This is a genomic window from Methylobacterium nonmethylotrophicum, from assembly GCF_004745635.1.
GTDB lineage: Bacteria > Pseudomonadota > Alphaproteobacteria > Rhizobiales > Beijerinckiaceae > Methylobacterium > Methylobacterium nonmethylotrophicum.
Map to the genome: position 1 here is coordinate 154,044 of NZ_SRLB01000004.1, position 18,947 is coordinate 172,990.

Annotated in this window: 21 protein-coding genes; 16 read left to right on the forward strand and 5 right to left on the reverse strand. The window is 72.5% G+C overall.

Annotated elements, in window-relative coordinates:
- The first annotated feature begins 70 nt into the window (after positions 1–70).
- The 8 genes from EU555_RS05735 (at position 71) to EU555_RS05770 (ending at position 7,882) form a co-directional block, all read left to right on the forward strand.
- Positions 71–949: a branched-chain amino acid ABC transporter permease gene (locus EU555_RS05735; RefSeq protein WP_135413708.1), complete on the forward strand. Its 879-nt coding sequence runs from the start codon at positions 71–73 to the stop codon at positions 947–949.
- The gene (locus tag EU555_RS05740; RefSeq protein ID WP_135413709.1) at positions 946–1,968 is read left to right on the forward strand and encodes a branched-chain amino acid ABC transporter permease; all 1,023 of its coding nucleotides are present in this window, start codon (positions 946–948) and stop codon (positions 1,966–1,968) included. Before EU555_RS05735 ends, EU555_RS05740 begins: the two co-directional genes overlap by 4 nt.
- Positions 1,969–2,054: 86 nt before the next feature.
- Positions 2,055–3,326, forward strand: coding sequence for an ABC transporter substrate-binding protein (locus EU555_RS05745; protein ID WP_135413710.1), 1,272 nt, complete (start codon positions 2,055–2,057; stop codon positions 3,324–3,326).
- 75 nt (positions 3,327–3,401) lie between these two features.
- Positions 3,402–4,151, forward strand: coding sequence for an ABC transporter ATP-binding protein (locus EU555_RS05750; RefSeq protein WP_135413711.1), 750 nt, complete (start codon positions 3,402–3,404; stop codon positions 4,149–4,151).
- 12 nt (positions 4,152–4,163) lie between these two features.
- Positions 4,164–4,865, forward strand: a complete 702-nt coding sequence (locus tag EU555_RS05755) for an ABC transporter ATP-binding protein (RefSeq protein ID WP_135413712.1) — start codon at positions 4,164–4,166, stop codon at positions 4,863–4,865.
- 29 nt (positions 4,866–4,894) lie between these two features.
- Complete coding sequence (locus tag EU555_RS05760; protein ID WP_135413713.1) at positions 4,895–6,100, forward strand: Tm-1-like ATP-binding domain-containing protein; 1,206 nt, start codon at positions 4,895–4,897, stop codon at positions 6,098–6,100.
- Between the two features lie 4 nt (positions 6,101–6,104).
- Positions 6,105–6,947 (forward strand): phosphoenolpyruvate hydrolase family protein, encoded by an 843-nt coding sequence (locus tag EU555_RS05765; protein ID WP_135413714.1) that lies wholly within the window; start codon positions 6,105–6,107, stop codon positions 6,945–6,947.
- Positions 6,947–7,882: an SRPBCC family protein gene (locus EU555_RS05770; protein WP_135413715.1), complete on the forward strand. Its 936-nt coding sequence runs from the start codon at positions 6,947–6,949 to the stop codon at positions 7,880–7,882. The genes EU555_RS05765 and EU555_RS05770 overlap by 1 nt, the downstream gene beginning before the upstream one ends.
- 79 nt (positions 7,883–7,961) lie before the next feature.
- Here EU555_RS05770 and EU555_RS05775 read toward each other — a convergent pair whose 3' ends face one another.
- Both EU555_RS05775 and EU555_RS05780 read right to left on the reverse strand, forming a co-directional pair.
- A complete protein-coding gene (locus EU555_RS05775) occupies positions 7,962–9,674 on the reverse strand; it encodes an FAD-dependent monooxygenase (RefSeq protein WP_135413716.1) in 1,713 nt (570 codons plus the stop codon).
- Positions 9,671–10,207, reverse strand: coding sequence for a MarR family winged helix-turn-helix transcriptional regulator (locus EU555_RS05780; protein WP_135413717.1), 537 nt, complete (start codon positions 10,205–10,207; stop codon positions 9,671–9,673). The genes EU555_RS05775 and EU555_RS05780 overlap by 4 nt, the downstream gene beginning before the upstream one ends.
- Positions 10,208–10,565: 358 nt before the next feature.
- On the opposite strand from EU555_RS05780, the gene EU555_RS05785 reads away from it, so the two are divergent.
- On the forward strand, positions 10,566–11,078 hold the full coding sequence (locus EU555_RS05785; RefSeq protein WP_135413718.1) for an Hsp20 family protein: 513 nt from the start codon (positions 10,566–10,568) through the stop codon (positions 11,076–11,078).
- Between the two features lie 202 nt (positions 11,079–11,280).
- Positions 11,281–11,745: a nucleoside-diphosphate kinase gene (locus EU555_RS05790; protein ID WP_245524159.1), complete on the forward strand. Its 465-nt coding sequence runs from the start codon at positions 11,281–11,283 to the stop codon at positions 11,743–11,745.
- 306 nt (positions 11,746–12,051) lie between these two features.
- On the opposite strand, the gene EU555_RS05795 is transcribed toward EU555_RS05790, so the two are convergent.
- Positions 12,052–12,279 carry a hypothetical protein gene (locus EU555_RS05795; RefSeq protein WP_135413720.1) on the reverse strand — a complete coding sequence of 76 codons (228 nt, stop codon included), beginning with the start codon at positions 12,277–12,279 and terminating at the stop codon, positions 12,052–12,054.
- Between the two features lie 182 nt (positions 12,280–12,461).
- Between EU555_RS05795 and EU555_RS05800 the strand changes: the two genes are divergently transcribed.
- From EU555_RS05800 to EU555_RS05820, 5 genes are all read left to right on the forward strand, one after another.
- Complete coding sequence (locus EU555_RS05800) at positions 12,462–13,067, forward strand: TetR/AcrR family transcriptional regulator (protein ID WP_135413721.1); 606 nt, start codon at positions 12,462–12,464, stop codon at positions 13,065–13,067.
- A gap of 241 nt (positions 13,068–13,308) precedes the next feature.
- On the forward strand, positions 13,309–13,857 hold the full coding sequence (locus tag EU555_RS05805; RefSeq protein WP_135413722.1) for an OsmC family protein: 549 nt from the start codon (positions 13,309–13,311) through the stop codon (positions 13,855–13,857).
- A gap of 26 nt (positions 13,858–13,883) precedes the next feature.
- Positions 13,884–14,960, forward strand: coding sequence for an ABC transporter substrate-binding protein (locus tag EU555_RS05810; RefSeq protein WP_135413723.1), 1,077 nt, complete (start codon positions 13,884–13,886; stop codon positions 14,958–14,960).
- An 11-nt stretch (positions 14,961–14,971) separates the two neighbouring features.
- Positions 14,972–15,967, forward strand: a complete 996-nt coding sequence (locus EU555_RS05815; RefSeq protein ID WP_135413724.1) for an ABC transporter permease — start codon at positions 14,972–14,974, stop codon at positions 15,965–15,967.
- Positions 15,961–16,776, forward strand: coding sequence for an ABC transporter ATP-binding protein (locus EU555_RS05820; RefSeq protein ID WP_135413725.1), 816 nt, complete (start codon positions 15,961–15,963; stop codon positions 16,774–16,776). Before EU555_RS05815 ends, EU555_RS05820 begins: the two co-directional genes overlap by 7 nt.
- Positions 16,777–16,792: 16 nt before the next feature.
- Here EU555_RS05820 and EU555_RS05825 read toward each other — a convergent pair whose 3' ends face one another.
- Both EU555_RS05825 and EU555_RS05830 read right to left on the reverse strand, forming a co-directional pair.
- Complete coding sequence (locus tag EU555_RS05825) at positions 16,793–17,743, reverse strand: aliphatic sulfonate ABC transporter substrate-binding protein (protein ID WP_135413726.1); 951 nt, start codon at positions 17,741–17,743, stop codon at positions 16,793–16,795.
- A gap of 196 nt (positions 17,744–17,939) precedes the next feature.
- Complete coding sequence (locus EU555_RS05830; RefSeq protein WP_135413727.1) at positions 17,940–18,131, reverse strand: hypothetical protein; 192 nt, start codon at positions 18,129–18,131, stop codon at positions 17,940–17,942.
- Between EU555_RS05830 and EU555_RS05835 the strand changes: the two genes are divergently transcribed.
- Positions 18,130–18,918, forward strand: a complete 789-nt coding sequence (locus tag EU555_RS05835; RefSeq protein ID WP_135413728.1) for a MetQ/NlpA family ABC transporter substrate-binding protein — start codon at positions 18,130–18,132, stop codon at positions 18,916–18,918. The genes EU555_RS05830 and EU555_RS05835 overlap by 2 nt on opposite strands.
- The last annotated feature ends 29 nt before the right edge of the window (positions 18,919–18,947 follow it).

Sequence of the window (18,947 nt, forward strand, 5' to 3'; positions counted from 1 at the left end):
CACCCGAGAGACATAATCGGGTCTTGACCGCGGCCGCCACGCGCGACGCGGCAGAAGGGGAGGTTGTCCGATGGCACTCGCCGCCACCGTGGTGCTGAACGGGCTCACCCTCGCCGCGCTCTACTTCGTGGTCGCTTCCGGCTTCTCGCTGATCTTCGGCCTGATGCGCACGGTGAACATGGCGCATGGCTCGCTCTACCTGGTGGGCGCCTATGTCGCCTACGCGGTGTTCGAGCCGCTCTACGACCGCGACGCGTGGTACGCCTGGTATCTCGCAGTGCCGGTCGGCATGGCGGCGGCGGCCCTGGCGGGGGCCGCCATGCAGGCGCTGCTGCTCGGCTGGATGCAGGGCCAGGAGCTGCGCCAGGCCCTCGTCACCATCGGCGTCTCGATCGTCGTGGCCGACCAGCTGCTCGCGCAGTTCGGCGGGACGCCCCGGCAGTTCTTCGCCCCCGACGCGCTGTTCGGCACCACCGACCTGCCGCTCGTCGGCCGCTACCCGACCTTCCGGCTGGTGCAGATCGCGGTCGCGGTCGCGGTCGGAGCCGGCCTGTGGCTGCTCCTCGCCCGGACGAAGCTCGGCCTGATGGTACGGGCGGGCGTCGACGACCGGACCATGCTGGCCGCCTGCGGGGTGAACGTGCCGGGCGTGGCGCTCGCAGTCTTCGCCCTCGGCGCGGCGCTCGCCGGCCTCGGCGGGGTGATCGGCGCGACGGCCCAGCCCCTCGCGCAGGGCGTGGACGGCCGCTTCCTCCTCACCTCCCTCGTCGTGGTGATCGTCGGCGGCATGGGCTCGGTGCCGGGCACCGCGGTCGGGGCGGTGCTGGTCGGCCTCGCCGAGCAGATCGGGCAGGCGCTGTTTCCGACCTACGCGGTCATCCTCACCTTCGGGCTGATGGTCGCGGTGCTGGCGGTGCGCCCGCAGGGCCTGATGGGGCGGCCAGCATGAGCGCCCGTCTCTCGACGCTCGCGCTCGCCGTCCTGCTGGCCGCCCCGTTCCTCCTCGGGCTCGTCCTGCCGCAGGCCCAGGCGCAGTTCTGGACCGTCAACATCCTCGGGCGCGCCCTGGTCTACGGCGTCGTGGCGTTGTCGCTCACGTTCCTCGCCACCTATGGCGGCTTCGTCTCCCTGGCGCAGATGACGGTGGCGGGCATCGCCGGCTACGGGGTGGCGATCCTGGTCGAGGGGGCGGTGCCGGGCATCGTCGGGGGCCTGCCCTACGCCCTCGCGGTCCCGGCCGGGATCCTCGCGGCGACGCTGGCCGGGCTCGTGATCGGGGCGGTCGCGGTGCGCACCCGCGACATCTACCTCCTGATGATCACCCTGGCGCTGGCGATGGCGGTCTCGCGCTTCGCGGAATCGAACATCGCCTGGTTCAACGGCTACGAGGGCATCCGCAACGTCGTCGGGCCGAGCCTGTTCGGCGTGCCGTTCCGCCAGCCGCAGCTGTTCTACTATGCCTCCCTCGCGGTGGCGGCGCTCCTCTATGCCGGCGTGCTCTACCTCGTGCGCACCCCGTTCGGGCTCGTGCTCCAGGCGATCCGCGACAACCCCCGCCGCGCCGCGGCGCTCGGCTACGACGTGGCGCTCCACCGCATCGCCGCCTTCGGGGTCGCGGGCTTCATCGCCGGCTGCGGCGGCGTGCTGACGACGATCTACAACATCGGCATCTCGCCCGGCTCGATCGGGCTTGGCGCCAGCGTCAACATCCTCATCATCAGCGTGATCGGCGGGCTCGGCCACCCGGCCGGCGCCTTCGTGGGCTCGCTGATCTTCGCGGTCTTCGACACCTTCGCGGCCTCCCTGTACGACCGCGACCGCTTCAACACCCTGATCGGCCTCGTCTTCCTCGGCATCGTGCTGGTCTCGCCGGACGGGATCGTGGGCCTCGTGCGCCGCATCCCCGGCCTGCGCCGGCTGCCGCGCCCGAGACCCGACGCTGCCCCGCGGACGGCCGGGACCGGCTGAGGCGCAATCCGCAGCGACACAACGAGGCCCGGCGGGGACGGCCCCGCGCGCCGGGCCGGACGATCGGGGCCGATGGAGGACGCACGATGACGACGCTGACCCGCCGCCAGGCCCTCGCCGGCTTGAGCACTGCCACCCTCGCGGGCGCCTTCCCGGCCCCGGCCATCGCCCAGAACGCGCCGATCAAGCTCGGCGGTCTCACCACCCTGGAGGGACCCTTCGCCACCGGCGGCCAGGATTCGTTCCGCTGCGTCCAGATGGAGCTGGAGCGGATCAACCACACGGCCGGCGGCCGGCGCATCGAGTTCATCCGCGAGAGCTCGAACGCCCGCGCCGACGTGGCGCTCGCCCGCGCCCGCAAGCTCGTCGAGCAGGACGGGGTCGACATCGTGCTCGGGCCGCTCTCGGGCGCCGAGGGCATCGCGCTGAAGGACTATTCCGCCACCCTCACCGGCAAGACCATCGTCAACGGCTCGTCGGCCGCCGCCGACACCACCCTGCGCAATCCCTCGAAGAACTTCTTCCGGTTCTCCACCGACGGCACCCAGTGGATGGCCGGCGTCGGCAACCACGTCCGCAAGACGATGGGCATCGAGGAGGTCTGCGTCGTCGCCGGCGACTACGCCTTCCCGTACGCCCAGGTGTTCGGCTTCAGCCTCGAATATTGCCGCGCCGGCGGCCGGGCGACCTATCTGTGGTCGCCCCTCGGGACCACCGACTTCGCCTCGCAGATCGCCCAGATCCCGAAGAGCGCCGGGGCCCTGGTGGTGGTCCATGGCGGCACCGACGGCCTCGCCTTCATGACCCAGTACGCGCAGGCCGGCGGCGCCCTGCCGATCATCGGCGGCTCGATCATGGCCGACCAGACCATGATGTCGGCCCGCGGCCCCCACCGCAAGCTGATGGTCGGCATGGTCAGCGGCGGCCCGATCGCCGACGTCAACGAGGACCCGAACTGGAACGACTTCGTCGCCCGCTACCGCAAGCGCTGGGCGAACGAGGGCGGGTTCCAGTCGCCGTCGATCCACGGGGTGAACTACACCACCAACCTCCAGGGCATCCTCGGCGCGCTGGAGGAGGTGCGGGGCGACCTCTCGGGCGACCAGCAGGCCTTCCAGGCGGCGTTGGCCAAGCGCCGCTTCAAGAACCCGATGGGGGCCGAGGTCTTCCTCGACCACAACCGGCAGGCGGTGTCCGACATCTTCCTGACCAAGATCGAGGAGCGGGACGGCAAGCCCGTGACGGTCGCCTTCGCCCGGGCGCCCGCGATCACCCAGACCCTCGGGGTGCCGGAGGAGCGCTTCCTCGCCCTCGGGGCGCCGTCGCGCGGCAATACCGGCTGCATCGCCGGCACCTGACGCAGCCCCGCACCCATGCCCGCACCCATGCCCGCGCCCCGGCGCGGGCGCCCCGCGCCCTCGAGCGAGCCCCGCATGACCCCCGAACCCGCCCTCGCGCTCACCGGAATCGGCCGCCGCTTCGGCGCGCTGCATGCCGTCCGCGGCGTCTCCTTGCGCGTGGCGGCCGGCGAGCGCCGGGCCGTCCTCGGCCCCAACGGCGCGGGCAAGACCACCTTGTTCAACCTCGTCTGCGGCGACTTCCCGCCGACGGAGGGGCGGATCGCGTTCTTCGGCCTGGACATCACCGGTCTGCCGGCCCACCGGCGCACGCGGCTCGGGATCGGGCGGACCTACCAGACCTCGCTGCTCTTCGACCGGCTCTGCGTCCTCGACAACCTCTACCTCGCGGTGCGCGGCGGCCGGCCGGGCCGGTTCTCGTTCCGCCGGCCCGGGCGCAACGACCCCGACCTCGTCCGCGCCCGGGCGCTCGCCGAACGGATGCGCCTGGCGCATCTCGCGGAGCGGCCGGTCTCGGACCTCTCGCACGGCCAGCGCCGGCAGCTGGAGGTCGGGATGGCGCTCGCCTGCGACCCGAAGGTGCTGATGCTCGACGAGCCCGCCGCCGGCCTCTCGCCCGGCGACCGGCCGGAGCTGCTGGCGCTGCTGCGCGACCTGCCGCGCAGCCTCACCCTGGTGCTGGTCGAGCACGACATGGACGTGGCGCTGCCGGCCTCGGACATCGTGACGGTGATGAAGGACGGGGCGGTCGCCGTCGAGGCGACGCCCGACCGGATCGGCTCCGACCCGACCGTGCAGGCGATCTATCTCGGCAAGGGGCAGTGAGGGGGCCAGCGAATGCTCGTCGTGCGCGACCTCCACGTCCATTTCGGGCAGGCCCACATCCTCCAGGGCGTCGACCTCGCGGTCGACCGGGCGCCGGTCGCCATCGTCGGGCGCAACGGCATGGGCAAGACGACCCTGTGCGGGGCGATCATGGGCCTGGTCGCGGGCCGGGGCGAGATCAGCCTCGACGGCGCGCGCCTGATCGGGCGGGCGCCGAACCGCATCGCCCGGGCCGGAATCGCCCTCGTGCCGCAGGGACGGCGCACCTTCCCGTCGCTGACCGTGGACGAGCACCTGCGCCTCGTCGAGCAGGGCCCGCGCGCCCGCTGGACCCGGGCCAGGGCCTACGAGACCTTCCCGCGGCTCGCCGAGCGGCGGCGCAACGGGGGCACGCAGCTCTCGGGGGGCGAGCAGCAGATGCTCGCCATCGCCCGCGCGCTCCTGATGAACCCGCGGCTCGTCATCATGGACGAGCCCTCCGAGGGGCTGGCGCCGGTGATCGTCGACCACCTGGCGGAGGTGCTGCGCGGCCTCGCCCAGGAGGGCATCGGGCTCCTCCTGGTCGAGCAGAACCTGCGCATGGCGACCGCCGTCTGCGACACGGTCGCCGTGATGGCGACCGGCCGCATCGCCGCGACCCTGCGGGCGGCAGAGCTTGCCGGCAACGAGGACCTGCAGCGGCGCTACCTGGGCGTCGCCGCAGGGAAGCACTGACAAACAAGAACACCGGAGGGAGGAGCGCGATGAGCGTCGTCTACGTCGTCGGCACCTGCGACACCAAGGAGGCCGAGCTGCTCTATGCCCGCGATGTCGCCCGGGCAGCGGGCGCGCGGGCCGTGCTGGTCGATGTCGGCACGCTCGGCGCCTCGGCGCTGGCGGACGTGCCGGCCCGTGAGGTCGCCGCCCACCATCCGGAGGGTGCCGACGCGGTGCTCGGCGGCCGCGACCGCGGTGCGGCGGTCGCCGCGATGGCCGACGCCCTCACGCGTTTCCTCGCGACGCGCGACGACATCGGGGCGGTGCTCGGCCTCGGCGGCTCGGGCAACACCGCCCTCGTCACGCAGGCGATGCGGTCCCTGCCGGTCGGCGTGCCGAAGCTCGTCGTCTCGACGGTCGCCTCCGGCCACACCGCCGACTATGTCGGCCCGAGCGACATCGCGCTGATGTACGCGGTCGTCGACATCGCCGGCCTCAACGCGATCTCGCGCCGGGTGATCGGCAACGCCGCCCACGCGGCGGCCGGGATGGCCCTGCGCACGCCGCCCTCGGCACCGGCCGACAAGCCCGGCCTCGGCCTCACGATGTTCGGCGTGACCACCTCCTGCGTGACGCAGGTCCGCGAGGCGCTGGCGGCCGAGTACGAGACCTACGTCTTCCACGCCACCGGCACCGGCGGCCAGTCGATGGAGAAGCTCGCCGATTCGGGGCTGCTCGCCGGCCTCCTCGACATCACCACCACCGAGGTCGCCGACCACCTGTTCGGCGGCGTGTTCCCCTGCACGGCGGACCGCTTCGGCGCCGCGATCCGGACGCGGCTCCCCTATATCGGCTCGGTCGGGGCCGTCGACATGGTGAATTTCGGCGCCCGGGAGACCGTGCCGGCGCGCTACCGCGACCGGACTCTCTACGTCCACAACCCGCAGGTGACGCTGATGCGCACCACGCCGGAGGAGAACCGGGCGATCGGCGCGTTCATCGTCGAGCGGCTCAACCGCATGGAGGGACCGGTGCGCTTCCTTCTGCCGCTTCGCGGCGTCTCGGCGATCGACGTCCCGGGGCTGCCCTTCCATGACCCGGAGGCCGACGCGGCCCTGTTCGCGGCGATCCGCGACGGCTGGCGCGCGGCCCCGAACCGGCGGCTCGTCGAGGTCGACGCCGCCATCAACGATCCGGCCTTCGCGCAGGCGCTCGTCGGCGCCTTCCTGGACGCCCTGCATCAGAGGACCTGAGCCCATGCCCCGCCACGCCCGCCGCGACCTCCTGGCGAGGTTCCACGCCATGATCGCCCGGCGCCAGCCCATCATCGGGGGCGGCGCCGGCACCGGCCTCTCCGCCAAGTGCGAGGAGGCCGGCGGCATCGACCTGATCGTGATCTACAATTCGGGCCGCTACCGCATGGCCGGGCGCGGCTCGCTCGCGGGGCTGCTCGCCTACGGCAACGCCAACGAGATCGTGAAGGAGATGGCCCGGGAGGTGCTCCCCGTGGTGCGCCGCACGCCCGTCATCGCCGGGGTCAACGGCACCGACCCCTTCGTCATCATGGATCACTACCTCGACGAGCTGATCGGGCTCGGATTCTCCGGCGTCCAGAACTTCCCGACGGTGGGGCTCATCGACGGCACGTTCCGGGCGAACCTCGAGGAGACCGGCATGGGGTTCGGGCACGAGATCGACATGATCCGGCTGGCCCACGCCAAGGACCTGCTCACCACGCCCTACGTGTTCAGCGCCGAGGAGGCGGCCGAGATGGCGCGGGCGGGCGCCGACATCATCGTCCCGCATATGGGCCTCACCACCGGCGGGGCGATCGGCGCCGAGACGGCGCTGACGCTGGCCGACTGCCCGGCCCTGATCGACGCCTGGGCCGAGGCGGCGCGGCGCGTGCGCCCGGACGTGATCGTGCTCTGCCACGGCGGCCCAATCGCGACCCCGGAGGACGCCGCTTACGTGCTCGCCAACACCCGCCTGTGCCACGGCTTCTACGGCGCCTCCTCGATGGAGCGCCTGCCGGCCGAGACGGCGCTCACCGAGCGCACCCGCGCCTTCAAGTCCATCGCCTTCCCGGAGACCCGCTGATGGCCCGCGCCTACGCCTCCACGATCATCGCGGCCCCGGTCGAGACCGTGTGGTCGCTCATCCGCGACTTCAACGGCCTGCCGTCCTGGGTGCCGGGCATCACCGACAGCCGGATCGAGGACGGGCTCGACGCCGACGTGGTCGGCTGCGTGCGCGCCTTCCGCCTCGGCGACGGCACCCTGGTGCGCGAGCGGCTGCTCTCCCTCGACGACCACCGCTACAGCTTCAGCTACAATTTCGAGACGCCGGCCTTCCCGGTGACGGAGTACCTCGCCCGCGTCACGCTGATCCCGGTCACCAACGGCGATTCCACCTTCGCCGAGTGGGAGGCCACCTTCGACGAGCGGCCCGAGGATGCCGGCCGCTATGCCGGGATCATCGCCGACGGGGTGTTCAAGGCGGGCTGGGACGCGCTCAAGGCGAAGATCGCCCGCGAGCGGCCCGGGATGCCCGCGGGCGCCGCGCGCTGGCAGGGCCTGCCGCCGCACAAGGTGTTCTGCTCCTCGGTGATCCCGGCGCCGGTCGAGGCGGTCTGGGCGACGATCCGCGACTTCGCCGGCATGGCGGCCTGGCACGAGGACATCACGCGCATGCACATGCTGGGCGGCGTGCGCCCCGACAAGGTGTCGGGCGTGCGCGACTTCCTGTTCGGCGAGGGCCACCTCAACGAGGAGCTGATCCAGCTCTGCGACCGGACGCGCTCCTACACGTACCGCATCACGAAGAGCCCGATGCCGTGGCTGCACTACGTCTCGGGCCCGCGCCTGCGGCCGGTGACGGATGCCGGCCACACCTTCGGAACCTGGTTCGGCGACTGGACCGCCTCCCCGGCCGACGACCTCGTGCTGATCCCGCAGGTCCATCACGGCGTCTACCAGAAGGCCTTCGACACCGTCGCGGCGCGTCTCGCGCGGGCGCCGGCCGGATCGGCCTGAGCCGGCCGGCGCCGACGCGGCACGAGAGGGCGGTCGGAGGGGTTTTGCCTGACCGCGGAGCGCGGCCGCCGCTGCCCGGTCAGGTCGCCAGGGCCGGCTCCGTCCGCCCGCTGACGGGCCCGGCATCCCCGGGGGCCGCACCGAAGACCCTGAGGCAATATGCCTGCAGGTGGCCGGTCCGGTCGGCGTCGCCCCGGAAGGCGATGTGCCCGTCCGGGCGGATCAGCACGAGGGCCGGCCTGCCCTCGAGCCCGTAGGCGCCATGCGCCCTGCCATCCATGTCCGAGAGCACCGGGACATCACCGCCCTCGACCATCGGGCCGGCCAGGACGAGGCGCGGACGCACCCAGGGCCAGGGCGCGACGGCCTCGACGGCCTCGAGCAGCGAGGCGCCGGGGGCCGGCGACCGGCCGTCGAAGCACAGGAGCGCCCAGCCCGTGGTCCATCCGTCCGGGTTGTAGAGGAACGGGAACAGGGTCGTGGTCCGGCCCCCGGCCGTCACCTGCGCGTCCGGCGCACGCTCGCCCGGCATCGGTCCCGGGCGCAGCCGCTGCGTCAGCCCGGACAGGCGGTCCTCGTTGAGCAGGCTCCCGGGATAGGCCACGCCCATCTGCTGCATGTCGTCCGTCCCCTGGAGCAGCGAGCCGAGCTTCGGCAACGCCTTCGCGGCGAGCCCCAGCACCGTGTCGGCGACCGGGCCGCGATAGACCGTCCACCGGAACCCGCGCGCCTGCTGGGCGCTCAGCCGGGCGTGCTCGCCGCCCCGCTCGCCGTCGTAGGAGTCGAGGACGACCGGCGCCGCCTGCCCCCGCAAGGTCATGGCGAGCCGCCACGCGATCTCGACCGCGTCGTGCAGGCCCGCATTCATGCCCTGGCCGCCGATCGGCAGGGACAGGTGCCCGGCATCCCCCGCCAGGACCACGCGGCCGCGCGCGTAGCCGGGCGAGACCCCGTACGCGAAGCGGCTGTGGGTGAGCCATTGCGGGTCGCTCAGGGTGAGGGTCTCGTCGCCCGTGACCTCGCGCGCCACCGCCTGCATCTCGTCGAGGGTCGGGTCGCGGTCCGGCACGCCGGTGTCGTCGGCCAGGAAGAACAGCCGGTGGTAGCCGCCCGAGACCGGCAGGATGCCGGCAAAGCCCCGCTCGTAATAGAAGAACCAGAGCTGGTCGGGTTCCGGCGAGCGGCGCCACGACAGCCTGGCATCCACCTGCCGGTTCATGCAGCCCTGCAGCCCTTCGGGTTCGAAGTCGAGGCCGAGCAGCGGCCGGATCGTGCTCCTGGCGCCGTCCGCGGCCACGAGGTAGCGGCATCGCCTCCGTTCCTCCGGCGCCCCCTCCCCTCGCGCGAGGATGACGGTGACGCCCGCCTCGTCGGGAACGACGTCGACGACCGTGCCGCCGCGCTCCAGCCGGCCGCCCCGCGCCGCGAACGCCTCGGCCAGGGTCCGCTCGATCACGTTCTGCGCGCTGTAGAGGACCTCCGGATAGGGACTGGCGACGTCGGCGATGGGAATGGGGGCCGTCGGCGTGCCGTTGACGAAGAAGTTGATGGTGTGGATCGCGTAGGCGTCCGCCGCCAGGGCGTCGCGCAGGCCGATGCTGGCGAGCAGTTCCTGCGGCCGCGCCCACAGGTTGTTGGCGCGGGAATACGCCTTCTCCGCCTGGCGCCGCTCCAGTAGCAGGCACGAGACGCCGTGATGGCGCAGGGCGCAGCCGGTCGTCAGGCCGATGGGTCCGGCGCCGACGACGATCACGTCGGCGTCGTATCCGGGCGAGGCGGTGGCGTCGGTCATCCTCGGGTCTCCTGGCGTGTCGTGGTGGCGAGGGAGGCGATGCGGCCGCGGCCGGCGTCGATCCGCTGCTGGAGGACGCGCAGGAGCGCGCCGGCCGCTTCGAGAGCCTCCGGCGCCAGGCCTTCGGCCAGCGCGTCCGCCAAGAGGTCCTTGCGCGCCATGGCCTCGCGGTAGGCCGCCTCGCCGCGCGGGGTCATCGCCACGAGCGCGGCGCGGCGGTGGTGGGGGTTGGGCGCGAGGCGGACCAGCCCCTCCGCCAGCATGTCGTCGACGAGGCGCTGCACCGACTGGCGGGCCAGGCCCATGTTGCGGGCGATGTGCGCGACGGGCAGCGGGGCCGGGGCGAGGTCGACGGCCCCCAGCACCTGCCAGCGGGCGCTGGTCAGCCCGAGATCCTCCACGAGGGTGTCGCCCGCCTCCAGGAGGTCGCCGTTGAGGCGAAACACCTCGATCACGAGACCCGACCAGGCACGGCGCGCCCGGAGGCGGTCTTCCGAAGGAATCTTCGAAGCGGGATCGGTCGAATGTTCCATCCTCAGCCTCCTGTCGAAATGACAGCTTGCTGTCGATAGCAGCGAGAACGTGGGTCGAGGCCGTCCGGTTCCGTGATCGGTGATGAGCGGACGGCCCCGTTCGTTCTCAGCCGGCTGGATGGCCCGCGCCAGACCGCACGCCGCCGGCATTGCCGCGCGGCGGCATCGGGAACCGCGGCTGCCCTCGCCGCCCGAAGTCGGGGAGGTCGCCGCAGCGAAAAAATCTCGCGCGAGCCTGGAACTCACATTCGCCTGGGGCGTTACGCGCGTGCGAGGCCCGAACGGGCTCGCGCGTTGGGCGCCGGACAGGCCGTCCGGCGGCCCTCGTCATCACGTTGCTCTCCAGGAGGATGTGGTCATGAGGACCTTCGACTTCGCTCCGCTCTACCGGTCCACCGTCGGCTTCGACCGCCTGTTCGCGCTGATCGACCAGGCCGCCCGCGTCGAGCCCTCGACGCAGTGGCCGCCCTACGACATCGAGAAGGTGGCGGAGGACGCCTACCGCATCACCATGGCGGTCGCCGGCTTCACGCAGGACGAGATCGAACTGACCCAGCACGACACCACGCTGGTCGTCACCGGCCAGCGGAAGGACCGGGATGGGGAGCGCCAGTACCTGCACCGGGGCATCGCGGCGCGCGCCTTCCGCCAGACCTTCAACCTGGCCGACCACGTGCGGGTCACCGGCGCGGTCCTGGAGCACGGGCTCCTGACCGTGGAGCTCAAGCGCGAGGTGCCGGAGGCGCTCAAGCCGCGCCGCATCGCCATCGGCGGCCTGCAGGCCGCGCGCGGGCAGGACAACGCGCCGGCCCAGAACGCGCTGACCCAGAGCGCGCCGGCTCAAGTCGAGAACCGCACGAAGGCTGCGTGAAACCGGGCCCGCCTGGGCTCTGCGCCACCCCGCCGACGAACGACCTCCCGGGGGCGGCCCGCCCCCGGGGACGAGCTTCGTGCCGTGAAAGGCCACGCGCCATCAGGGAGGATGACCCGTGTCGACGATGGAGATGCACCTCACCCGTTCCGGTCCCTTGAATTCCGGCCCGATGACCTCCGGGCTCATGACGTCAGGTCCGATGACCTCCGGCCCCATGAACCCGCCCGCCGGCCATCCGGCCGCGTTCGAGGCGTGGCAGGCGCTCGTCGCGCCCGGCGACGTCTTTCGCCATCCGCGCGAGGTCGTGGCGCACCCGCACCTGTCGCGGGCGGAGAAGCGCGCGGTCCTGGCGTCCTGGGCCTCGGATGCCTGTGCGCTGGAGAACGCGCCGGGCCTGCGCTGCCTGGCGGGCTGCCGGGCCGAGCCGGTCCCGGTCGACGCCGTGCTCGCAGCCCTGGCCCAGCTCGATGGCGGAGCCGCCGGTCTTCCGGCGCGGCGTGAGCCGCCGCGCAGGCGGCCGCGCGGCCTGGCGGCCCTGCGCCGGTCCGGACGCCCCGGCCGCCGGGACGACGACGACGATCCGCCGCCCTGCCCGGCCGCGGCGATGCCGCGCCCGCGGCCGCCCGCGGGTACCGGGGCACGCGCACTCTGCATGCCGGCGTAAGGATGCCGCGGGACGCTCCGACGTCGCGCCCGGCGCGGGGATCGACGCCGGACCGGCATCCTTGCCTGAAGAGGCGAAAGCGCTCCAGGTGGGAGTCCGGGCTCGGCGCCGATCGCCGTTCAGAGCCGTGAGAGCCGTTCTCACTCCGGCGAGTGCGGATAGGGCGAAGTCCGTTCCGCTCTGTTCTGAGAGCCTGTTTGACGTGCGTGCCAGATTTATCCCACCCTCAACCGCATCCTGAGGTGAAGGCGATCGGAGATCGCGCACGATTGAAGATCGACTGACCTTGAAGGAGACGTCCAGTCATCACTGTGAGATCTGGAGTACTCCTTCGAGGCTCCTTTCACGTGCGATCTTCGATCGCCAGCACCTCAGGATGAGGTCGTGGACGGGATAGATCAGGCCCATGCGATACCGTTCTCGGAAGTCAAACAGGCTGATGAACAGGATCCCGGGCGCCCCCTCGTCGCCCGCGGCCTCGCCCGCCGGCACCGTGCCGTCGGCCGAGCGCGCGGTGAAGGCCTTCTCGGCCATCCTCCCGGGAGGACCCGTCCGTGCGGGTCCCGTCGGGCGCCCCGGCCCGGGCCGCCGCGCCCAGGGCGGCGAGGGCGGTCACGAGGTGGCGACGGGTCTGGTCCATGGAGCGGGTCCTGCTGTTTAGTGATCGCTAGCCTATCTCCTTGACCTGGGGCGTCAAGCGTCGTTTAGTGATCGCTATGAAACAGGGCGGCAAGGTGCGCGGCGGCCGGCCGTGGAGCTTCGATCGCGATGCGGCGATCGACACCGCGATGCTGCTGTTCTGGCGCCATGGCTACGAGGGCGTGTCGGTCGGGGACCTGACGAAGGCGATCGGCGTGGCGCCCCCGAGCCTGTATGCCGCCTTCGGCAGCAAGGCGGGCCTCTACGAGCGCGCGATGGCGCGCTACGAGGAGACGCGGGGCGGCCTGGACGTGGCGGCGATCCAGTCGGCGGCGTCGCTGCCGGACGCGGTGCGGCGGCTGCTCACCGATGCCGTGGCGGCCGTGACGCAGCGCCCGCTCGAGCGCGGCTGCATGATCTCGAGCGGCCTCGTCGCCTGTCATCCCGACCATGCCGACCTGGCCCGCGACGCCGCCGCGCGGCGGGAGGCGTTGCGCGCGAGGATCGTGCAGGCCCTGTCTCCCTTCGCGAAGGACGATCCCGCGGAGACGCTCGCCCGGCACCTCGCCGCCGTCATGCAGGGCATCTCGATCCAGGCGCGCGACGGCGTGGCGCCCTCGGAGCTGCACGCCATCGTCGACGAGGTCGTCGCGGGCATCGCGGCACGCTGTCCCGAAGGCTGAGCGGGGCGAGAGCGCAAACCGGCCTCCGATCCGGGCGCCTTGCCGAGCAGTCGGACGGTAGAACCGGCCCTCCGAGAAGAATCCTTCTGTCGGCGCATCAGGTCTCGCACACCTGTTCCAACAAACCCGAAGATAAAAGCAATCCCGTCTCGTTGACGATCCTCATCGGCGGCGACAAGATCGACGCATCACGACAGATCAGATGCGGCGAATATCGGCGCCCTGAATGCATGAGGTCGGCATGACGTCGCTCAACGAATACTTGGCGGAGAAACGCGCGGCGGTGGCGGCACGGGAGGCGCGGATCGAGGCCGGCAGCCTGGGGCCGGTGCCGCTTTCCGCGCGCGTCACCGTCGAGGGGCGCAGCGGCGTGCGCCGGATCCGGATCCGCGACCATCAGGTCGTGACGGATTCGCCGCCGGACTTCGCCGGCTACGACCTCGGGCCGGGTTCGCCGGAACTGCAGCTCGGCATCCTCGGCAGCTGCCTGGCCCATTCCTACCTGATCCAGGCCGCGCGCCTCGGCGTGCCCCTCGAGGCGATCGAGGTCGCGGTGAGCGGCCAGCTCGAGGCCCGGGCCGGGCGCCCGGGCTTCGAGGCGGTGCCGGTCAGCCCGCACGACATCGCCTACACCGTGCGGATCGTCTCGCCGGCCTCGCCGGAGGCGGTGGCGCGGCTCGAGGCGGAGGTCGACCGCGCCTGCCCGATCCTCAACCTCTTGCGCGCGCCCCAGGCCGTGCGCGGCACGATCGAGCACCGCGCGCCCGACGCACCCGCCCGCGCCGCCTGATCCTCCCCCCGCGAAGACCCCCGACGATGACGCTGCCTAAGCCTCTCCACACCCGTCGCCGCTTCCTCGCCCGGGCCGGCGCCCTCGGCCTCGCGACGCCCTTCGGCCTCGTCGGCTCGCCCTCCTCCGCCGGGCTCCTGCCCGTGCCGGGTCTCGACGGGGCGCCGATCTGCCGGGTCGCCGCCGAGGGGCCGGCGCCCGCCGGCGCGCTGCGCCCGATCAAGCTCGCCTGGAACGCCTCGGCGATCTGCACCGCGGCGGCCCCCGTCGCCAAGGAGAGCGGCGTCTTCGCCCGGCACGGGCTCGACGTGGAGTTCGTCAATTTCGGCGGCTCGACGGAGCAGCTCCTCGAGGCGATCGCCACCGGCAAGGCGGATGCCGGCATCGGCATGGCGCTGCGCTGGCTCAAGCCCCTGGAGCAGGGCTTCGACGTCAAGGTCACGGCGGGCATCCACGGCGGCTGCATGCGGCTGCTCGGCGCCACCACCGCCGGGGCGACCAGCCTCGAGGCGCTGAAGGGCAAGGTGATCGCGGTGAGCGACCAGGCCTCGCCGGCCAAGAACTTCTTCAGCCTGCTCCTGGCCAAGCGCGGCATCGACCCCGAGCGCGACGTCGAGTGGCGGGTCTATCCCCTCGACCTCCTCAATCTCGCGGTCGAGAAGGGCGAGGCCCAGGCGCTCGCCGACGGCGATCCCCGCACCTTCCTGTGGATGAAGGACACCCGCCTCACCGAGGTCGCCAACAACCTCTCGGCCGAGTACCGCGACCGCACCTGCTGCGTCCTGGCGGTCCGCGGCTCGCTGGTGCGCGACGAGCGCCCGGTGGCGACCGCGCTCACCCGGGCGCTGCTGGAGTCCGGCGCCTCAGTCGCGCATGATCCCGCCTACGCCGCCAAGGTCTTTGCCGGCTACGGCGGCAAGGGCTCGGTCGAGGAGCTGGCCGCGATGCTGCGCAGCCACACCCATCACCACCATCCCCTCGGGGCCGAGCTCAAGCAGCAGATCGCGGCTTACGTCGACGAGCTGAAGATCGTGAAGGTCATCCGCGCCCGCACCGACGCCCGGCAATTCGCCGAGCGCGTCACCGCCGACGTCCTGAGCTGAAGGCGGCGGTCATGAGCGACATCGCGCTCGCCCGGGCGGGGGCGGCCGTCCGGCGCCCCGCCTTCCTGCCCGCCACGGCCTCCGTGGCGGCCTCCGCCGCCTGGATCGGCCTTGCCGCCCTCGTGGCCCTGCCAGCCGACCTGGGCGATTTCGGCCTCACCCGCGAGCTCGCCGCCGGCTTCGCGGGGTTCGGCGCCCTGCTCCTGGCGGCCGGCTTCCTGCGTCCCGGCGAGGCCGGCCTCGCCCGGCGGGTCCAGGGCTGGTCGCCCTGGCTCGTCGTGCTCGCCGGCCTGACCGGCCTGTGGGAGGCGGCGACCGCCAAGGCCGGCTGGCTGCCGATGCCGTTCTTCCCGCCGCCGCAGGCGATCCTGGAGGTCTTCGTCGAGGATTACCCGCGGCTCGCCGACAGCGTCTGGCACTCCCTGCGGCTGCTGGCCGGCGGCTACGCCCTCGGGGCGCTCACCGGCTTCACCCTCGGGGTCGCCATCGGCTGGTCGCGGAGCGTCGGCTACTGGGTGCACCCGGTCCTGCGCTTCGTCGGCCCGTTGCCGGCCACCGCCTGGCTGCCGCTCGCCTTCTTCGTCTTCCCGTCGAGCGGCGCCGCCTCGACCTTCCTCGTCGCGCTCGCCACCGGCTTTCCGGTCACGGTGCTGACCTGGTCGGGCATCGCCGGGGTCAACAAGGCCTATTACGACGTCGCCCGCACGCTCGGCGCCCGCGAGGGCTTCCTGATCCTCCGGGTGGCGATCCCGGCGGCCCTGCCGCACGTCTTCGTCGGCCTGTTCATGGGGCTCGGCAGCGCCTTCGCGGTGCTGGTGGTGGCCGAGATGCTGGGCGTGAAGGCCGGCCTCGGCTGGTACCTGCAATGGGCGCAAGGGTGGGCGGCCTACGCCAACATGTACGCGGCGCTCGCCGTGATGGCTTTGGCCTGCTCGGGCCTGATCACCCTGCTGTTCCGGCTGCGCGACCGTCTCCTGTCCTGGCAGAAGGGCCTCGTCCAATGGTAGCCGGCCTGATCGCCCCGTCCCACGCGCCTGCCCCGATCCTGGCAGGTGGTCCCGCGCCCGCCCGCGGCGCCGCCCTGTCGCTGCGCGACGTGCGCCACGCCTTCGCGCTGAAGAAGGCGCCGCTCCCGGTCCTCGACGGCGTCTCGTTCGACGTCGCGCCCGGCGCCTTCGTGGCCCTGCTCGGGCCCTCGGGCTGCGGGAAGTCGACGCTGCTGCGTCTGGCCGCCGGGCTCGAGCCGCCGAACGAGGGCCGGATCGCCGTCGACGGCGTGCCCTTGCGCGGTCCCCACCCGTCCCGCGGCCTCGTGTTCCAGGACCCGACGCTCTATCCCTGGCGCAGCGTCATCGGCAACGTCGCGGTCGGGCCGGAGGCCCGCGGGCGCGCCAGGGCGGAGCGTGGCCGCGTCGAGGAGGCCTTGGCCCTCGTCGGGCTGTCCGGCTTCGCCGACGCCTTCCCGCACCAGCTCTCGGGCGGCATGGCGCAGCGGGTGGCGCTCGCCCGGGCCCTCGTCAACGCGCCGCCGCTGCTGCTCCTCGACGAGCCGCTCGGCAAGCTCGACTCGCTCACCCGCCTGGCGATGCAGGCCGAGCTGGTGCGGCTGTGGCAGGACAAGGGCTTCACCGCCCTCCTGGTGACCCACGACGTCGAGGAGGCCCTGATGCTGGCCCAGCGCATCCTCGTCTTCTCGGACCGCCCGGCCCGGATCCGGGCCGACATCCCGTGCGACCGGCCCTATCCGCGCCACCGCGAGGATCCGGGCGTCGTCGCCGATCGCCGGGCCATCCTGGACCTCCTCGGCACCGCCTGAGGCGGGGCCGGACCTGTCAGCGCACGGGCGGCGCCCAGATCCCGAGGGCGCCGGTGTCGACGGCGCGCGGCAGCAGCCCCTCGGCCCGGAAGGCGTCGGCGATGGTCTGCTGCTCGGAGAGGCCCTCCCGGGTGACGGGCTCGACCCGGTAGCTGCGATGGGCGTTCGCCGCGAGGACGATGTCGGGCTCGAGCTTCCAGAGCGTCGCGAGCCGCGCGGCCGCCTCGTCCGGGTTCGCCTTCACCCAGGCCCCGGTCTGCGCGAGCTTCGCGAAGAGGATTCCGAGCACCGCCCCGTTCGCCGCCGCATAGGAATCGGCGGCGAGGTAGTAGCGCTTGTAGAGCGACAGCCCGGTCCCGTCGCGCAGGATGCGCGCGCCCGCCTGCTTCTGCGCCGCGGTCAGGAACGGATCCCAGGCGGCCCAGGCCTCGACGCCCCCGCTCTCCAGCGCGGCCCGCCCATCGGCCGGGCTCAGATAGGCCGGCGTGATGCTCTTGAAGGACAAGCCGGCCTCCTTGAGGGCGGCGAGGACCAGGAAGTGGTTGCCCGCCCCCTTGGTGACGGCGATCCGCTTGCCCTTCAGGTCGGCGACCGAGCGGAGGCTCGAGTCCTTCGGCACCAGGATCGCCTGCGCCTCCGGCGAGGCCGCTTCCTGCGCGAGGTAGGTGATGCGCGCGCCGGCCGCCTGCGCGAAGACCGGCACCGTGTCGGCGACGTCGGCCGAGACGTCGATCGACCCGGCATTCAGCGCCTCCATGATCGGCAGGCCGCTGGTGAACTCGTGCCAGGACAGGCCGACGCCCTGCGCCGACAGGGCCTGTTCCAGGCTCCCGTCCTGGCGCAGCAGCGCGACGAGCGTCGAGGAGCGCTGGTAGCCGATGCGGAGCGTCGCGGCGGCGCGCGCGGGGCGGCTCAGCACGGCCGAGGCGGCGAGGCCCGCGAGCAGGGTTCGGCGGGTGGTCGGCATCGGGTCGGATCCTCGGAGGATTATGCGGCGACGCGGACGGGCCCGCGCCGCAAGGCTGGTGTGCCGATACCCATAAAGCACGAAGAGTCCGGCCGGCAAGCAATCATAACAGGGATTGCGCCGTCTCTCCGATAGTAGTGGCGAGATGTCGTGGCCGCAACGACGCGGGGGACACGCCTTCCGTCAGCTCAAGAAGCTATTTCTCTTCTCTCGTAAAATCAGGAAAGAATTTTTTATTCGAAGCCTCGGCTTTGGAATGGCGCAGCCTTGCAGGCTGGCCCAGTATCGGTGCGGCGTCCGACGCCCGCCCCTCATCGCTCCGGTCTCGCGCGGAGCGATCCGCCGCCCGGGCCGTCCCGCTCCACCACGATTCGGGGATCTCGATCATGCTCACCTCGTCCCGGCGCGCGCTCCTCGCCGCGGCGCTCGTCCTCGCCTCGGCCGCCGCCGCGCCGGCGCAGACCATCCGGGTCGGGGTCACCGCGGGACCGCATGCCGAGGTGCTCGACGTCGTCCGCAAGGTCGCGGCCTCCCGCGGGCTCGACGTCGCCGTCGTCGAGTTCACCGACTACGTGATCCCCAACCAGGCGCTGGCGGCGGGTGACCTCGACGCCAACGCGTTCCAGCACGAGCCCTACCTGCGCAACCAGGTCGCCAAGACCGGCTGGAGGGTCGTCAAGGTCGCGACCACCACCGCCTCGCCGCAGGGCATCTACTCCAAGCGCTTCAAGCGCATCGAGGACCTGCCCGCGGGCGCCACGATCGCGATCCAGAACGACCCGTCGAACGGCGCCCGCTCCCTGCAGATCCTGCACGCCAACGGCGTGATCACGCTCAAGGACCCGGCCAGCATCACCGCCACCATCGCCGACATCGCCGGCAACCCGAAACGCTTCCGCTTCGTCGAGCTCGACGCCGCCCAGCTCGCCCGCGCGCTCGACGACGTCGATGCCGCCTCGATCAACAACAACTACGCCATCCAGGCCGGCCTCTCGCCGGTGACCGACCCGCTGATCCGGGAACCGGTGGAGGGGCCGTGGGTCAACATCATCGCGGTGCGCGAGGCCGACCGCGACAAGCCGTGGGTGCGCATTCTCGTCGAGGCCTACCGCTCGCAGCCGGTGAAGGACTTCATCCTTGCCCGCTTCAAGGGCGCCTACGTGCCGACGTGGTAGCCTGGGTGATCCCCTGCCCTCCGATTTGA